Below are 16231 nucleotides of genomic sequence, written 5' to 3' on the forward strand. Positions count from 1 at the left end.
TCCAGCTTCAGGTGCCCCATAACTTTTCGCACAAGGATGTCCCAGGCAAAAGATGGTAAGATCTAGATGCCATATCAGTCGACGAAGAACTCCTCCAACACGGGAGCGAGAATCTGCGGGACGATATCGTGTGTCTGATCCTTGAGGCGGCGGTGTTGCCCTTTAGGCAGGGAGTCTACCAGCGTTTCCGCGCCTTTGTGCATCCATGCAGGGCTCTGCCCACCGTCCACCACGAGCGTGGGGATCACGACGGAGGACACCAATTTGGTTGGCAATGGTTTCCCCAACTGGATATCTCTTAGGATGGTCATTTCGTAAACGAGGGTGTGTGCCATAGCCTCAAGCGCGGGCCGGAATGGGGCATGTCGCAACTGAGCAACGACTTCGGCAGGCATGCCCACTCCTTTCGTCTGGAAGAGTTCGACCGCCTCACCTCGACGACCCGCCGCTATCAGCTCGGCGAGTTGTGCCGCGAGATCCTCTGGTGGCCGAGGTCGACTCTCATCAACGATCAAGGGGGGCTCATACAACGCTAGCTTGGTGATGGCGACTCCGCGAGCTGCCGCCTTTAGAGAAAGGACCGCACCGGAGGAATATCCAAACACCGACGCTGATCCCCCCGCTTCGACGATGAGGGCTTCAAGATCCTCGATCTCGCGGTCGACTGCATACGGCGCCTTATCCCCACTGTCACCTCGCCCCCGGCGATCGTAGGTGAACACGGTGAAGTGCGATGCCAGCAACTGAGCCAGAGGCGCGCCTGCCGATCGATCATTGAAGGCGGAGCTCACCAAGATAATCGGCGATCCCTCACCCAACCGATCGAACGCGATTGAGGTATCGTCTTTTGAAATGACTGTTCTCAATGGTGGTTTCCTCTCGTGAACACAATATCCGCTTGTAAGTTGCAAGTAGCAACAGTATAAAGCCAGGAATCAGAAAAACTTCTTCGATCTTGCTCTTTTACACAGAACTCGGGATGGCATCCAATCATGGGTGCTCTTACGCCCTTTGAGCGTACCATATTTTCTATAATCTTCTCTTGCATCCCAAACGTGACCACATCGATTGCTCACGGCAGAGCTGTGAGTAGGGGGTGACTCTGTCTGTCGGCGGGGAACCAGTATTCCATTTTCGAAGGATCATTCAGCGCAATTACCACCTTCAAGCCGGAGGAGGCTCCGGATGGTCATCACGAACCTGGTTGCTGGGAGAGCGGACAGACACGCCCTTGATATAGATACGCCGTATCCCTTCTAAGATCTGTTCTGGCGTGTACCCTCGCTTATGCCGTTGAAAGAGATAGAGAGCAGGATCGGAGGTTGCAATGAGCGCATCAGCGGTGTAGATAATGTCCAGCGGCGCAAGTTCCTCCTGGGTAATGGCTTCCTCTAGCAGATGCGCGATGAGGCTATGGGAGGTCCGATAGTACTGCGTGCCAAACTTCATCTCTCGTCTCTCAGCAGACGACGTATCCATGATGGCCACCAGGAATGGTCCTTCCTCCTCGATGAAGGTAATACATCTCTGGAGGACACTATCCAATCGCTGTAATGCTGACCATATTTCTCCATCCTGGGCACAGGCCTGGATCTCCTCTAAGAATCGCTGGGCGCTCCCATTAAGCAGATCCAGAATCAATTCGCCCTTGTGGGCGTAGCGGCGATAGAGCGTTCCCTGACCAACGCCTGCTTCCTGGGCAATCTGATGCATACTGACATCCTCAACGCCTCGCTCGGCAAACAACTGCCGAGCCACCCGCAAGATTCGCTGGTCAAAATCGGCTGCCTGACGGCGTTCTGGCCTCCTGCGCATCCCCGCTTCCCTTCCACTGCGCTTTGCTATAACACCCCATTCTTGCTGTTTCCCTGCTTCCATAGCACCTCTCTTTGTGTGATCTCCTCTTGACAGGGGGACAGTTGTCCTTTACAATCTCCCTATTGAGGACAGTTGTCCTTATATGGAGTATAAAGCCTCCCGTAACCCTCGTCAAGCACAGATGAAGCTTGAAGCACGATGCAAAACAGAGCATGTGTTTGTCTTGAAGGTCCGGGATGGCATAGCTAGCTCGTGCTCATGCCGCAGACAGCTGCCACATGACCTGTTTTCCGTCATTGAGCAAGAGGAATACGAATGAAGGAAGGTATGATGACGACCAGGCACCTTGTTGATCCTGAGCTTGTTGCTCTCCTTGACCAGATTCCTGCCACCGTATTAACTGATGAAACCCTGAGGCAGATACGTGCCATGAGTTCCCGGGCATCTGCGGACTTGCCCCAGTTTTCTGCTCTTTCCGTGAGCGATCGCTTCATCCCCGGCCTAGAAGGGGCACCCGATGTACGGGTGCTGGTCTACCTGCCAACCTCGGTTCAGGGACCGCTCCCTGCCCTGCTCTGGCTTCACGGGGGCGGGTATATTATGGGTTCGGCTGACGCGGAAGATCTCACGGTCAAAAGCATCGTGTCAGCTCTCGGATGTGCTGCCATTTCGGTAGACTACCGTCTGGCCCCTGAGACGCCCCATCCTGGTCCGGTCGAGGATTGTTACGCGGCCTTGAAATGGCTCTCTACCCATGCCGACGAGTTGGGTATCGATCCGAATCGGATCGCGGTTGGCGGCAGTAGTGCAGGAGGAGGGCTGGCCGCTGCATTAGCGCTCTTGGCACGTGACCGTGGGGAAGCCCCCTGGCATTCCAATTTCTGCTCGCTCCTATGCTCGATGATCGCACGTGTACACTGGCAAACCCGCATCCGTACACGGGGGAATTCATCTGGACGCCGGAGGCCAATCGCTTTGGCTGGAGTTCTTTGTTGGGCCAGGAACCTGGGGGGCCCGATGTTTCGCCCTATGCTGCGGCGGCACGTGCTGAGCATCTGGAGGGCTTACCCGCCACCTTTCTCTACGTGGGTGCTCTCGATCTGTTTCTGGAGGAAGATCTGGAGTATGCTCGCCGCTTGATGCGAGCAGGCGTGCCAACGGAGTTACATGTCTATCCTGGTGCCTACCACGGCTTCCGTATGGTCGCCGACGCCCAGGTGACACAGGCTGCCGCGCGAGATCTGTTAGCTGCCTTAAAACGCGCCTTTGATCTATCTCGCCGCTCAGACAAGCACCTCCCGGCCTACCACTCCTGAAATCGAGAGAGGGGGGGTATTTCTCGAAAGCCTCCTTCCCTTGGGGCAACCAATCTCATGGAAAGCCAGGGCGTCTCTCACGAATTACTTGCGTCCACTTAAAATATCTTCGAAAAGCGCTCCAATTCGCGTTTAGTTCGGTAAAGTCAGTTCTTAGCAATATCCTCTATGTAAAGATACGTGCCAAACGGCTCGAAGGTTTGCTGTAAGGGCGCGTGGAAAGGAAGAGGTAATGAAGGATGTGACAGGAACGACGCTCAATGGTTATTACCTCTTCAGGCGGTTGGCTGTGGGGCAGGTGGCCGATGTCTACTGCGCGCGGTCGGCCCACCTGGAGGAGGGAGAGGTCGCGGTAAAGGTCTTTCGGCCTGGATATGCCTTGCACTCGCTTGCACGCCGCTATTTTCTCTCTGAGTCGCGCAAGATCATGCGTTTTCAGCAGGAGTATATCCTACCGTTGCTGGCATATGGCGAGGAGCATGGCTTGCTCTATATGGTGACTCCTTTTATTGTGACGGGGACATTAGACGATTTGCTAGGTAAGGTTGGGGGGCGCTTTTCAACGATCCAGGCTCTGTCTATCATACAGCAAGTATGTCGCGCCGTGCAGTACGCGCACGAGCACGAGGTGCTTCATGGAAATTTGAAGCCTTCGAATATCTTTGTCTCTGCGGACGGGCGGATGCTGCTAGCAGATTTTGGCATCGCCTGTGGCTATGATGAGCGTCAGCAGTCGCTGACATGTGTAGGCTGGGGATCGGCTGCCTATGCCGCCCCTGAACAATCGCTCGGCGTTTTGCGCCGCTCAAGCGATATCTATGCACTTGGCGTCTTGCTTTTTCGCCTGTTGACGGGCCACCTGCCGTTTGTGGGCGAGACCCCATCCGACGTATTACTCAAACATGTACGCGAGGTACCACCTGCCCTGCGCAGTTTCGATTTCACGCTCTCTTCATCGGTAGAGCAGGTGGTTTTGCGCGCGTTACGGAAGCGAGCGGAGGAGCGTTTCTCCTCGGCACATGAACTCAGCCTGGCTTTTCAGCAGGCCGTGATGTCTGAACGTGTTGTCCTGCCGCTTTCTCCGCTTCTGGAGCCTGCGCCGTCCCAGCCGCAGGAGCATTGGGGGCATAGGCCATTCATGGCACCCGCTACGCTTTCGCAGCCTGTGACCGGCTTCCAGTGCGAAGAGCAGTCAGTCGAACCTGCCCCCATACTACGTAAGCACGAGGTAACTGGCCTGTTGACCATGGCTAAACCTGTGCAGGAATCTACTTCCCCTGTCGCATCCCCTCTAGGCATCCTGACAGCGGCCCCTGCGGAAAACCAGGTTCTCGCCAGCGCCCAGGCCTTGCCAGAGCCGCAGCCTCCAGACCCTGCCGAAGACATGCAGGCTCGCTTCCTGGGCCTCCTCTGGAGCCAGTGGCTTGCGTTGCTGGTCGTCGTCCTGCTTTTACTCGGCCTGATAGGCGCCCTGCTCTCATCTTTCTACTTTCCGAATGGCTAATGAGAGCAGTTGCCAAATTGTAGGGTTCATGCAGGCATGGACTCCGAGCGCAGTGATCTCCCCATGCGGCCACAGCCTCTAGGTCCAAAATAGTTTTAGGTCAAAATAGTTTCGCGTTTGTCTGACCTGGCCAGGCGCGTGTAATAACTATGTGTTGCCAGCGTCCAGAGTTCCTGGAAAAAGGCTGGATCGCGCCTCTCAAGCTGCTGAAGCAAATAATTTTGTTGCTCAAGACTCACACTACAAAAATTTCCTCCCGCATCCTGGTTGAGGTCCTGCAGTACCACGCGTAGGCGTTTAATGTTGATCATACGTGGAACTTTGTTGCTGGAGCTGGGGAGGACATAAAAGAGGAACTCATCAATAAGTTGAAGGCTCGATGGCGAGGGAAAATCGTCATCTGATGGAATAAGTAAATCTATGATCGTATTTAACTGTGTCCGTTCCTCGTAGGTGAGGGCTAGCGCACACATCTGCGAGTTCGGCGTCTGCCTGAGCATCTCTCTCATTGGGGGAGTCCTTTTATAGTTGAGCTTATCAACCGTTACTACCTTACCTAATAGTATCATATCCATGAGGTTGTTATCAACCAAAGTTCAGCTTGTATGTTTCGTGCTGTTGTGGCTGTTGTAGTTGAATAATAGTCAAAAACACACTATCTTACTGCTCTACGTATAACGCATATTGAATTGCTGATACAAAGTAGTGACGCTGCCCCTTTTTTACCGGGTAGGAGCTTGCTCTGCCTGTCTCCGCACAAACGAAAAAGCCGGTAGGCTTTCTTCAAGTGGTAGGAGGCAGCTTGAGATCTCTCCCCGTGCATCGGTGACAAAGGAGCAGATGAGATCTACATTTGGATCGTAGTTGGTGCTACGTAGCTCGAAGCTATCGTAGTGATAGTGCTGGAGCTCAAAGTCCAGTTCGTTGTAGCGCAGGCGCAACCTCGCGTCTTCCTGCGTGATGGAGATGCATCCATACCCTGGATGCTCAAATACCCCGGTGTATGCCTCTAACTCATGAGAGGGGTGGGTCTCTGCGATATGTGCCGCTTTGTGCGCTGTGCGACGCTGCTCTTTCTCGGTCGCGCTCAGGCGATATTCTTGCTCAAAACGTGCGTGCCAGTCTACTGTTTCCAGCTCTAGCAGGCAATCCAGAACATAATAGGCGACGAGACTCTGGACGGGTCCGCTATTATGGTTGGTCAGAACCACGAGGCCAAGCTGTTTCTCTGGCATGAACGCGGTCAGCGAGCTGAAGCCATCGATATTGCCTCCATGCCGCACCAGGGTCTCTCCCCGGTATGTATTCACCGACCAGCCAAGGGCGTAGCTATCATAAAAAAGCTCTTTGTATTTGCGCTCTTCGGGTTTGAAAACCTGTGGGCTGTGCATCTCCTGCATTTGTTTCTGGGAGATCAAGCGCTGTCCATCATAGACTCCTTGCTGCAGGTGAAAAAGAACCCATTTGCTCATATCGATGATGTTGGTATGGATGCTGCCGGCTGGCCCAAGTGTCTGCCAGTTGCTATACCATTGCATCTCCTCCAGACCTTCACCTATCTGGCGATAGGGAGACGCGTAGTTCCCTGTTGCGCGCGCCGATTCGGCGTCAAAAACGCTATCCGTCATTCCCAGTGGGGCGAAGAGGCGTTGTTGCACAAAGCTCTCCCAGCTCTGGCCCGCGACGACCTCTACCAGGTGCCCCGCCGCGACATACATCAGGTTTTGGTATTGCCATCCCTGGCGAAAACTTTTATTGGGCGGCAGGTATTGCAGACGCTTGACGAGCTCTTCTCGTGAGAGTGCCGAGGTATACCAGAGCAGCTCGTGACGTGGTAAGCCGGTACGATGCGTGACCAGGTCGCGGGGCGTGACGTGTTCGCTGGCATAGGAATCATGGAGCTTGAAATAGGGCAGGTACTCCTTTACTGGCCGATCCCAGTCCAGTTTCCCTTCATCCACGAGGAGCGCCATCGCACCGGTGGTAAAGGCCTTGGTACAGGACCCAATTGCGAAGCGCGTTTCAGGTGTCACATCAAGGTTGTGTTCCAGGTTTCGTTTGCCGAAGCCCTGCGTATAGAGCACCTCGCCCTCTTTTATGATGGCGATTGCCAGCCCTGGCGTGTGCCAGCGCTCCATATGCGCTGTAATAAAGTTTTCGAGCGCGTTCAGAGTCTCTCTCTTACCGAATGGAGTCATGTGTCTTTTTCACTGTCCTGGCTAAGCGGATGATGGGTGTCTGTCAGAAGATCGTGACTACTATACATGATTGTCTAGTCAAAGATCAACGTCTTGTTCTCGTAAATGAGTACGCGGTTCTCGGTATGTAATCTCACGGCCTCCGCTAAAACCCGGCGCTCCACATCGCTTCCCTTGCGGACGAGGTCTTCGGTATTATCACGGTGATCACAGTGGATGACATCCTGGGCAATAATGGGCCCTTCGTCGAGATTGTCGGTCACATAATGGGCGGTGGCCCCTATGAGCTTGACACCACGCTCAAATGCTCGCTGATAGGGATTGGCCCCTACGAAAGCTGGGAGGAAGCTATGGTGGATGTTAATAATCCGGTGGGGATAGGCGGCAACGAAAAAAGGCTCGAGGATCTGCATATAGCGGGCCAGAATCAAAAAGTCTACCTTGCCATCAAGGAACTCCAGGATGCGCTTTTCGTCAACGGTACGTGTCTCTTTAGCGACGGGAAAGTAATAGAAGGGAACATCATACATCTTTGCCAGTGGCTCTAGCAGGTTGTGATTGCTGATAATAAAAGGGATATCCATCTGCAACTCGCCATGCTTCCAGCGCCAGAGCAGGTCTATCAGGCAGTGATCTAGCTTGCTGACGAAAATGCCCACGCGTTTGCGCTGCTCCGAATAAGCGACGCTCCACTGCATCTGGAATTTTTCTGCCAGTGGCGCGAAGGCCGCGCGTAGTTCTGTGGGCGAGAGCTTGAAGCCCTCCGCGGCAAAGCTTACACGCATAAAAAAGCGGCACTCCTGCTGGTTGCTTGAATGCTGTGCCGACTCGACGATATTTCCCTGGTGCTCAAAGATGAAGTTTGAGACTGTAGCAACGATGCCAGGACGATCTGGACATGAGATCAACAGAGTAATCGTTGGCTTCGCGATAGACATCAAATGCCCTCCCACCGTACGCGATGAAGTATATTGAGCGTATTCCTTTCCCCGCCTCTAAATAGGGCAGTGTGCCTCGTTGCAGCCTCTATCATAGACATCTTTTCTAATTTTGTCAATGCATGCCATCCTATTTGGGCTAATCTTTTACCGCTCATTCATTCCTGGCTGAGCTTTCTTACTCCTGTTCAGGCACAATAAGAACATGCTATAATCTCTCACAATATCTGTAAAAACCTATGTCGAGAGAGAGTTTTATGGCCATGCCTACTATACAAACTGAAATACTACCTATCAATTCCAGGCAACCAGAAGAGCCTATTCTGGCACACGCGGCTACCCTGCTGCGCGCGGGCGAGCTTGTTGTGTTCCCTACGGAGACCGTGTATGGCCTGGGGCCGCGGCTCTGCAACCAGCCGCTGTTGAGAAGATATTCGCGGCCAAAGAGCGCCCCTATAGCGATCCCTTGATTGTACATATTGCCTCTGAGGCCGATATAGAGCACCTCGTGCGCGATATCTCCGAACAGGCCCAGCAGGTAATGCGCCACTTCTGGCCCGGCCCTCTCACCCTTGTTCTCCCTGCTCATTCACGTGTGCCTCGTCTCGTAACCTCGGGGCTGGATACCGTCGCTATCCGTATGCCCTCTCACCCGGTCGCCCTTGGCCTCATTCGTGCCCTTGGAGCACCTGTTGCCGCGCCCAGCGCCAATCGCTTTATGCATGTAAGCCCTACGACCGCGCAGCATGTCGAGGCCGATCTCAAAGGACGCATCCCTTTGATTCTCGATGGCGGAGCCAGTACTGTCGGGGTCGAGTCTACGATTCTCGATATGAGTTCAGATCTGCCAACGATCCTTCGACCGGGCGGTGTAAGCCTGGAGGCATTGCGCGCCCTTCTTCCCCAGGTGCAGCCGCCACGCGCTCGCTCGCTCGCCACTCCTGATCTCGCGCATGAGGCCAAGGCGCAGAAGTCGCCCGGGCAGATGTTGATTCACTATGCGCCTCGTGTGCCCGCCTTCCTCTTTGAAGGCGCATCCATGTCCATGCGCCACGCCATGCTGCTGGAGCTTCAGCGTCGCCAGCTTCAGGGCCAGACCGTGGGCGTCTTGATCGCCGATGAAGATGTGGCGTATTTTCAATCCAGTGGTGCCTCGGTGTATGTTCTTGGGAGTGAAGAGGATTCCACAAAGGTTGCTTCGCGCCTCTTCGCTGGCCTGCGCATCCTCGAAGACGCCGGAGTTGATGTGATCCTCTGTCGCGCCTTCCCTGAAACGGGCCTTGGCCTCGCCATTCGCGACCGCCTGCTCAAAGCCACCGGCGGCAAACTCATCCCTTGCTAACCTCGCCGCCTCGTGGCAGGCTACTTACGCAAGTGGTGAATCTTGAGGGCGATCTGGAGCGAGAGGCGTAGTTCCGCGTCCTCCAAAGAGTGCCCGAGTAGCTCCTCGATACGCCCGAGGCGATAGAGCAGTGAGTTGCGGTGCAGGTGCATGGTGCGTGCGGTCTCGCTCAGATTGCCATTGCAGCGGAAGAAGCATTCTAGCGTTTCGAGCAGCGTCCCATCGTTGCGGCTATCTGAGTTGAGCAGGGGACCGAGCGTCTCCTGGTAGAAGATATTGAGTTCGTTATGCCCATCCAGGTGGAAGAGCAGGCGGTAGACACCTAGCCGTGAGAAGGAGTGTAGCTTGCCTTCACCGAAGAGGCGGCTGCCTATCTCCAGAGCTTGTTGCGCCTCGCGGTACGACTGTGGAATGCCCTGAAGCTGCTGCGAGATCCGGCCAATACCGCAGGAGCATTGTGTGTGTCCCTCGATGCGCAGACGTGTCTCCACGCGCTGGAGACGCTCATAGATCTCACCTTCGCCTGTGCCGCTACTCTTCTCTCCCGGTGTGCTCAGGGGCAGCAACGCCACCAGGCGTCGCGTCTCTGTAAGAATCCAGCAGCCAGGCCAGACGCGTTGTAGCTCATCCCGTACCCGCCTGCCCCACTGGGGGAGAGTCGGGCTATGTGTGGAGGGTGCCGCCTCTGTGGAAGCAATCTCAAAAACGGCGACCACCTGGGGAACGGCCAGGTCATAGCCTAAAATACGAGCCCTTGCTAGCACCTCTTCCGGTTGCTGATAACGCCCCTGTAAGATATTGGTAAACGCCTCGACATGATAGCGATTCTCTACCTCATTGCGCTCTCGCTCACGGGCGACCTCCATAGCGAGAATAGGGGCTACCTGGCGTAGGATGATGCGTTCCAGGTAGTCAAAGTTATTCTCTTCCCCAATTAGGGAGATATAGCCAACCGCCTCATGACGAATCATAATCGGCTCGACCACGCGCGTCAGCCCCTGTTGCCTGAGCGCCTGGTCGTTGAGATGTATCGTCAGAGGCAATGACTGGCGCTCGGGAGGAACGCCCTGGTTACGGATCTCATGTTCGGCATCTTCTATGACAACCCATTTCTGCCGGTGCAGAGCCAGGTAGTCACAGATGCCTTGGGCACCTACTCCCTGGACGCTCAGTTGCATCAAGTGATGGGCGATCTCGGTCGCCTGGCGCTCGATCTCGCCGCGAAAGCTGACCACAAAGTAGATAATCTCGCGGGCAATCTCTTCTATCTGCGCATTGGCCGGAAGGAGAATGAGCGGCAGGTTATGCCGATCAGCAAAGGCGAGTGACTCCTCGCCCAGGGCTTCGCTGGAGGCTGCACCGACCGCTACAGCGGATACGCCCGCCTGGTGGAGGCTATTTAGGAGATGGGGAAGGGTTTCGTTCAAGCGGCGGAGTTGTAAGAGGGTCAGGAGGGCAATTTCGCCACCTTGCACACTCTCAAATGCAGGGAGACGCACGCGCATAGGACTCGCCCAGGTGACACGACGTTCTTGTCCTCCTGCTCCCGCTACTAAATGAGCGTCCCGTGAGGAGAGCAGGGTCAGAATATTTCGGACTGAGGCCGATGATGCTGATGGTAAGAGACTGCTCATGTTACTCACGGGATTTCATTCTCTCAGTAGGGACGTGCCTACATGCTTCTAGACTACGAAAAACTCTACGCATCTCTGATGCGCAGTCGTATTTACTCTTCAGAGTCGAGGTTGCCGTCGAACTCCACGTCTTCGGCCTCTTCGCTCTCATCACCGCTATCGTAGTACTCGTCCTCGTTCGAGAAATCTTCATCGTCATCACGGTCGAGGCGCAGCATCGAGTCCTTAATGTACGCGCGGATCGTGTCACCACCACCCTGCGAGGGGAAGCTCACCTTACCAAACATGTTGGGGTGCTGGTACACCTCGCGGATAATAATGCGTACTCGCCCGTTTTCCACCGTCTGGATGCCAGCGACATAGCGGTTGCCACCCTGGGTGAACTCAATAATGCGGTTGGCTAGGCGTGGCTCGACCTGTCCAATAATCTCCTCCTCCGAGTTGCGCACCTGAAGGGTATGCCCATTGATGTGCAGTTGTGCGACATCACCAACTCCAACTTTCGCTAGAATGGCGCTTGTGGCAATATTGACCAGCTCGGTCACCGCGGTCTTGCCCTTCTCCTCCACAAAGAGGCGCGGATCAATGCGCTCTCTCCCACGGGCAGAGACCGGCCCTTCCTGCTCAATCAGCAGGGCCAGGCGATCAATATTCTTCCTGGCAATGGTATTAGCCGGGCTATACTTTAAGGTCTGCGAGTAGGCATCATGTGCGTTCTGGTACTGCCCCAACTCGCTGTAAGCCTTACCCAGACGATTATAGGCGTCAGGCTCTGTGGGAAAAATATTCAAAACGTTTTTATTGGTCTGAACAGCTTCGTCCCACGAGCCCTCCTGGGCCTGTTTTATCGCCTGATCAGTCCACTGTTTTTTGAGTCTGATCTTCTCTTCCGATGATAGTGTTTGCGTCATCGAACGACACCTCCACCTGTGAATTTGCTATTTAAATTGCTAATTATACCTCAACAGCGCAACCTTGAAGGGACCAGGGTGTGGTCCGTTCAATACGCACATTGACGAGATCGCCAATCTGGATGGGCTGCTGCCCCTCCTCAGGTTGTGGGAAGAAGACGAGCTTGTTGGCCCGGTTGCGTCCCTTCCACTGCTGACGTCCATGAGTTTCATTGCTTTCTTCGACCAGTACCTCTTCGATCCTGTTTAGATACTGCTGATTGATCGCCAGGGCGATTTTGCTCTGGACCTCTTCTACCGCGTGCAAGCGGCGCTTCTTCTCCGCCAGGGGAATATCATCCTCCCAGCGTGCCGCGACTGTTCCCGGGCGTACTGAGTAGGCGGCGACGTGTACAACATCAAAGCGTACGCGCTCAATCATATCCAGGGTCGTCTGAAACTCTTCATCAGTCTCGCCGCAGAAGCCAACAATGACATCAGTCGAGAGCGAGATATTCGGCCAGAGCTCACGGACGCGGTCGATCTTCTCATAGTATTCCTCGATGCTATAGCCGCGTTTCATACGCTTCAGCGTATCGTTATGGCCCGCCTGGACTGGAATATTGAGGTGTTCGCAGACCTTGGGCAGGCTGGCCATACGCTCGACCATGCTATCCGTCATATAGCGCGGATAGGAGGTCATAAAGCGAATGCGGTCCAGACCATCGATCTCGCTCAAGCTCGTCATCAGATCCGCCAGGTTTGGCTGATCCGCCAGATCCAGGCCATAGGATTCAATGGTCTGTCCCAGCAGCGTGACCTCTTTTGCCCCCTTCTCCACCAGCAGGCGAGCCTCAATCATCAACTCATCTATGGGACGGCTGCGCTCGCGTCCACGGCGGTACGGTACTATACAGTAGGTACACACCTTGTTACAGCCCAGCACGATAGGCAACCATGCAGTCGGGCTGGCCTTCTTCGGCTCAATCTTCGTGGGATAATGTGCGATGCGCTCGCCGGGCTTGGGCGTAATCGCCATCGGCAGCACAGTACGTTTCCCCGAACGCGAAAAAGAGGTGGCGAAGGTCGGCGTCTGTGGCTCATTCGGCACTGTGGTAAGACGCTGCGCCTGCTCAGAGAGCGCCTCTTCATTTGGCATGAACTCAATATCGAGGCAGCCAGCGCCAGAGATAGGGGTCCAGCGCTCCTCCAGGAAGCGTGGCAGAATGTCAGCCTGCTCAACCTTCATGAAAAGGTCAATATGTGGATAGCGCTTGCTCAGCTCATCAATAGTCTTCTGATTGCCAATCATGCAGCCCATGAGCGCTACCAGCAAATCGTCGCGCTTCTCCTTGGCGTATTTGAGCAGCGCGAGCTGGTTGTGAGCCTTCTCCTCGGGAGCCTTACGTACGCTACAAGTATTGAGGACCACGAGATTCGCCTGATCCATATTTGCCTCTTCCCAGCCCATCCCCTCCAGCATCGTCTGAATACGCTGCGAGTCGGCCTGATTCATCTGACAGCCAACCGTCCAAATGTGATATTTCCCGCGTGGGATAGTTGTCGTGGTCATCTAACATGCCTCTCTTCGAGCGTGATTGCTAGTCATTGATCATATTGATCACAAAAATACTCTTGCACACCCTTCTCTAGAGACGGTATTATACAGCGTTGCTGAAGCTTTGTCTAGCAAGCTTGTTTTGCGTTCGTAGCCGTCCGTCAAAGCCTTTTTACACCGCCAACGTTCACTGCTGGACCGCTGCCCCGAAAACGAGGGGCCAAAAGGGAGATTTTTACTTTTTTCACGTTTTTTGCCGCTTCAAGCTAGTGGTGTGGCGCGAGAATAACGGCATCCTACATAGGAGAAACAGTGACGAGAGCGTCATGTTACCTCTTTGAGTGTCTCTTCGTGTACTCGATCTAAGAGCGAGAGAGGTGATCGTATGACAGAGACAACACGAGCCGTTCTCATCCAGGCCATATGTCAGGCTGCTTCTCCTCTTCCAGAAGCGAGAGCAGATACTGATGCTCTGATGGCGTTGATTGGAGATGCACGCTTTGTGCTGCTGGGTGAAGCCACACATGGTACACACGAGTTCTACCAGGCACGTGCAGATATTACCAGGCGACTTATTACGGAAAAAGGCTTTACGGCTGTGGCTGTGGAGGCAGACTGGCCCGATGCCTATCGTGTGAATCGCTACGTTCATGGAATGGAGGGTGATGCCACGGGGAGAGAGGCGCTGGCTGGCTTTGAGCGCTTTCCGGTATGGATGTGGCGCAACAGCGATGTCCTTGCCTTTATTGAATGGCTACGAGCCTATAACAGCGCGCAGACGAAGCATGAGGGAGACGTTGGCTTTTATGGCTTAGATCTGTACAGCCTGTATCGCTCCATTGAGGCAGTGGTGGACTACCTGGAGCGCGTTGACCCGGAGGCTGCAAAACGTGCCCGCTCTCGCTACGCATGCTTTGAGCATTTCGGCGAAGATAGCCAGGCCTAGGGCTATGCAGCCAGCTTTAACCTCTCTGCCTCCTGTGAACAGGAGGTAATTCATCAGCTCGTGGAACTGCAACAACATACAAGTGAGTATGCCAAACGCGATGGTCGCCTGGCGGAAGATGCTTTTTTCTATGCCGAACAGAACGCGCGGTTAGTCAAGAATGCCGAGGAGTATTATCGAAGCATGTTCCGTGGACGTGTCTCCTCCTGGAACCTGCGTGACCAACACATGTTCGAGACCTTGCAAGCCCTGGCGGGGCACCTGGATAGGCAGACACAGGCAGAAAAGACGAAGATTGTGATCTGGGAGCATAATTCCCATCTTGGGGATGCGCGAGCGACCTCGATGGGCGCTCAAGGGGAACTCAACGTGGGGCAACTGGTGCGCGAACAGTATGGCTCTGAGGCAGTTTTGATCGGTTTTAGCACCTACACCGGGACCGTCACCGCCGCCTCTGACTGGGGTGGAGAACACGAACGCAAGCGCGTTCGTCCCGCGCTTCCCGAGAGCTACGAAGCCCTCTTCCACGAGACCGCACTCCCTCACTTCCTGCTCCCTTTGTCTTCCGAGAGTCAAATGGATCAGGTCTTAAGCGGTTCTCGGCTGGAGAGAGCTATAGGTGTTATCTACCTCCCTATTCGGAACGTATAAGCCACTACTTTTCCGCTCGCCTGCCACAACAGTTCGATGCCATTCTGCATTTTGACACCACACGTGCAGTTGATCCGCTGGATCGAACGGAGCAGTGGGATAAGGGAGAAGCGCCTGAAACCTATCCTTCAGCATTCTGAATGAGCCGAAGTCAATCACATCTTCCATAAGGCACAGACGCGATCAATCAAGCCTACGACAAAGGCGAACTTCTCACGCAGTGGGTCCCCCAGAAGAATATGCTCCTCTGTCGCGTTATGGTCACCACCTCCCATGGGACCAAGGCTTGCAAGAACGGGAATACCAACATCGGCAAATGCATTTGCATCTGAAGTACTTCCTTTGAGTCCGGTTGTGAAGGGGAGACCAAGTTCCTCGGCCACGCTTCGTCCCAGTTCTGCAAGGTGCGAGATCTGTGGGGTTGGCAGGTAGGGAGGTGGAGTGTGATTGAAAGGCGTAATCGTTATCTCGCTTCCTTGTTCTTCGGGCTCCTCATTAGCTACAATCCTGTTCAAGAGTTTGCCAATCTTGAAATACTCCTGAGGACTTGTGGCTCGGAAAGACACGGTTGCGCCAGCATCGCCAGCCCGCGTGGTATAATGCATCCCGTCGCCACCTCCGAAGAGTCCAGTGATATTGATACTCATTCCCTCGTATTGTGCAACCAACTCTCTCAGACGTAACAGTTTGAACAACAACGCATCGACCGCTGAGATGCCTTCCCCCAATCCTGCATGCCCCTCTTTCCCTCTCACGGTGAGGTGATAGGCTGACTGAGAGCGTCGTCCCACTGTCACATTAATTCCTCTGATCCACTCCTCTTGCGACTCGAATTCCAGCCCAACATGAATTGCATGCTCCAGGAGTAATCGCTGCATCCAGGGGCGAGAATGCATCGAAGCCCATTCTTCATCGTTGTTGAGCAAGACAAGCACCTTGCCGTACGGTTTGAGGTTGCGCTCCACGAGAAAGCGCAGGGCTTCAGTCAGTAGAAGATTTCCTCCATGCATGTCCGAGGTCCCCAATCCATAGAGCTGGTCCTTTTCAATACGGGGAGGATGCTGCGAGACGGAGCCAACTGGGTACACCGTGTCGACGTGTCCAAAAAGCGCAAGGGCAACCTTCCCCTCGCCTTCTCCTACAGCCGCGAGATTATTCCCATATTCAGTGGAGGGAAACAATCTCGTCTCGAAGCCCAGGCTTCTCAACCATTCCTGATACAGATCAACCTTTGTGTTGATGCCAACGGTATCATGCGTGCCAGAGTTGATAGCGGAGAGCCGCATAAGCATTTCGACAAAGCGCCTTTCGTCAAACCATGTATATGCCTGCTGTAGAAGAGACACCTGTATCATTTCCTCCTTTCTCTCCATCATATCAAATCCGTCGAAGGCGTATCTTCTATATATATGTGGGACTCGTTTAACTCACTTTGA

12 protein-coding genes and 2 pseudogenes are annotated in these 16231 nt (G+C 54.3%); 5 read left to right on the forward strand and 9 right to left on the reverse strand.

What is annotated here, in order from left to right; translation table 11 throughout:
* Nucleotides 1–74 precede the first annotated feature (74 nt).
* Nucleotides 75–866 (reverse strand): alpha/beta fold hydrolase, encoded by a 792-nt coding sequence (locus tag JMJ04_RS17375; RefSeq protein ID WP_201371711.1) that lies wholly within the window; start codon nt 864–866, stop codon nt 75–77.
* 298 nt (nt 867–1164) lie between these two features.
* Complete coding sequence (locus JMJ04_RS17380; RefSeq protein WP_201371712.1) at nt 1165–1878, reverse strand: TetR/AcrR family transcriptional regulator; 714 nt, start codon at nt 1876–1878, stop codon at nt 1165–1167.
* A 270-nt stretch (nt 1879–2148) separates the two neighbouring features.
* On the opposite strand from JMJ04_RS17380, the pseudogene JMJ04_RS17385 reads away from it, so the two are divergent.
* Both JMJ04_RS17385 and JMJ04_RS17395 read left to right on the forward strand, forming a co-directional pair.
* A pseudogene (locus tag JMJ04_RS17385) lies at nt 2149–3134 on the forward strand (alpha/beta hydrolase).
* 232 nt (nt 3135–3366) lie between these two features.
* The gene (locus JMJ04_RS17395; protein ID WP_201371715.1) at nt 3367–4638 is read left to right on the forward strand and encodes a serine/threonine protein kinase; all 1272 of its coding nucleotides are present in this window, start codon (nt 3367–3369) and stop codon (nt 4636–4638) included.
* 95 nt (nt 4639–4733) lie between these two features.
* Here JMJ04_RS17395 and JMJ04_RS17400 read toward each other — a convergent pair whose 3' ends face one another.
* The 3 genes from JMJ04_RS17400 to purU all read right to left on the reverse strand — a co-directional run bounded on the left by JMJ04_RS17400 (nt 4734) and on the right by purU (nt 7774).
* A complete protein-coding gene (locus JMJ04_RS17400) occupies nt 4734–5147 on the reverse strand; it encodes a gluconate 2-dehydrogenase subunit 3 family protein (protein ID WP_201371716.1) in 414 nt (137 codons plus the stop codon).
* A gap of 213 nt (nt 5148–5360) precedes the next feature.
* Nucleotides 5361–6836 (reverse strand): serine hydrolase, encoded by a 1476-nt coding sequence (locus JMJ04_RS17405; protein WP_201371717.1) that lies wholly within the window; start codon nt 6834–6836, stop codon nt 5361–5363.
* A gap of 74 nt (nt 6837–6910) precedes the next feature.
* Nucleotides 6911–7774, reverse strand: coding sequence for a formyltetrahydrofolate deformylase (gene purU / locus JMJ04_RS17410; protein ID WP_201371718.1), 864 nt, complete (start codon nt 7772–7774; stop codon nt 6911–6913).
* Nucleotides 7775–8037: 263 nt separating this feature from the next.
* On the opposite strand from purU, the gene JMJ04_RS17415 reads away from it, so the two are divergent.
* Together JMJ04_RS17415 and JMJ04_RS17420 are read left to right on the forward strand one after the other, a co-directional pair.
* Complete coding sequence (locus JMJ04_RS17415) at nt 8038–8244, forward strand: hypothetical protein (protein WP_201371719.1); 207 nt, start codon at nt 8038–8040, stop codon at nt 8242–8244.
* On the forward strand, nt 8205–9116 hold the full coding sequence (locus JMJ04_RS17420) for an L-threonylcarbamoyladenylate synthase (RefSeq protein ID WP_236038168.1): 912 nt from the start codon (nt 8205–8207) through the stop codon (nt 9114–9116). Before JMJ04_RS17415 ends, JMJ04_RS17420 begins: the two co-directional genes overlap by 40 nt.
* Before the next feature lie 20 nt (nt 9117–9136).
* Here JMJ04_RS17420 and JMJ04_RS17425 read toward each other — a convergent pair whose 3' ends face one another.
* From JMJ04_RS17425 to JMJ04_RS17435, 3 genes are all read right to left on the reverse strand, one after another.
* On the reverse strand, nt 9137–10750 hold the full coding sequence (locus tag JMJ04_RS17425; protein ID WP_201371720.1) for a helix-turn-helix domain-containing protein: 1614 nt from the start codon (nt 10748–10750) through the stop codon (nt 9137–9139).
* A gap of 92 nt (nt 10751–10842) precedes the next feature.
* Nucleotides 10843–11661: a tetratricopeptide repeat protein gene (locus JMJ04_RS17430; RefSeq protein ID WP_201371721.1), complete on the reverse strand. Its 819-nt coding sequence runs from the start codon at nt 11659–11661 to the stop codon at nt 10843–10845.
* Nucleotides 11662–11704: 43 nt separating this feature from the next.
* Nucleotides 11705–13213: a MiaB/RimO family radical SAM methylthiotransferase gene (locus tag JMJ04_RS17435; RefSeq protein ID WP_201371722.1), complete on the reverse strand. Its 1509-nt coding sequence runs from the start codon at nt 13211–13213 to the stop codon at nt 11705–11707.
* A gap of 370 nt (nt 13214–13583) precedes the next feature.
* Between JMJ04_RS17435 and JMJ04_RS46570 the strand changes: the two are divergent.
* Nucleotides 13584–14935 (forward strand): annotated as a pseudogene (locus JMJ04_RS46570) (erythromycin esterase family protein).
* Between the two features lie 15 nt (nt 14936–14950).
* On the opposite strand, the gene JMJ04_RS17450 reads toward JMJ04_RS46570, so the two are convergent.
* Nucleotides 14951–16141, reverse strand: coding sequence for a M20/M25/M40 family metallo-hydrolase (locus JMJ04_RS17450; RefSeq protein WP_201371724.1), 1191 nt, complete (start codon nt 16139–16141; stop codon nt 14951–14953).
* Nucleotides 16142–16231: the final 90 nt, after the last annotated feature.

This window comes from Ktedonobacter robiniae (assembly GCF_016587375.1).
In the GTDB taxonomy this organism is placed as follows: Bacteria; Chloroflexota; Ktedonobacteria; order Ktedonobacterales; family Ktedonobacteraceae; genus Ktedonobacter; species Ktedonobacter robiniae.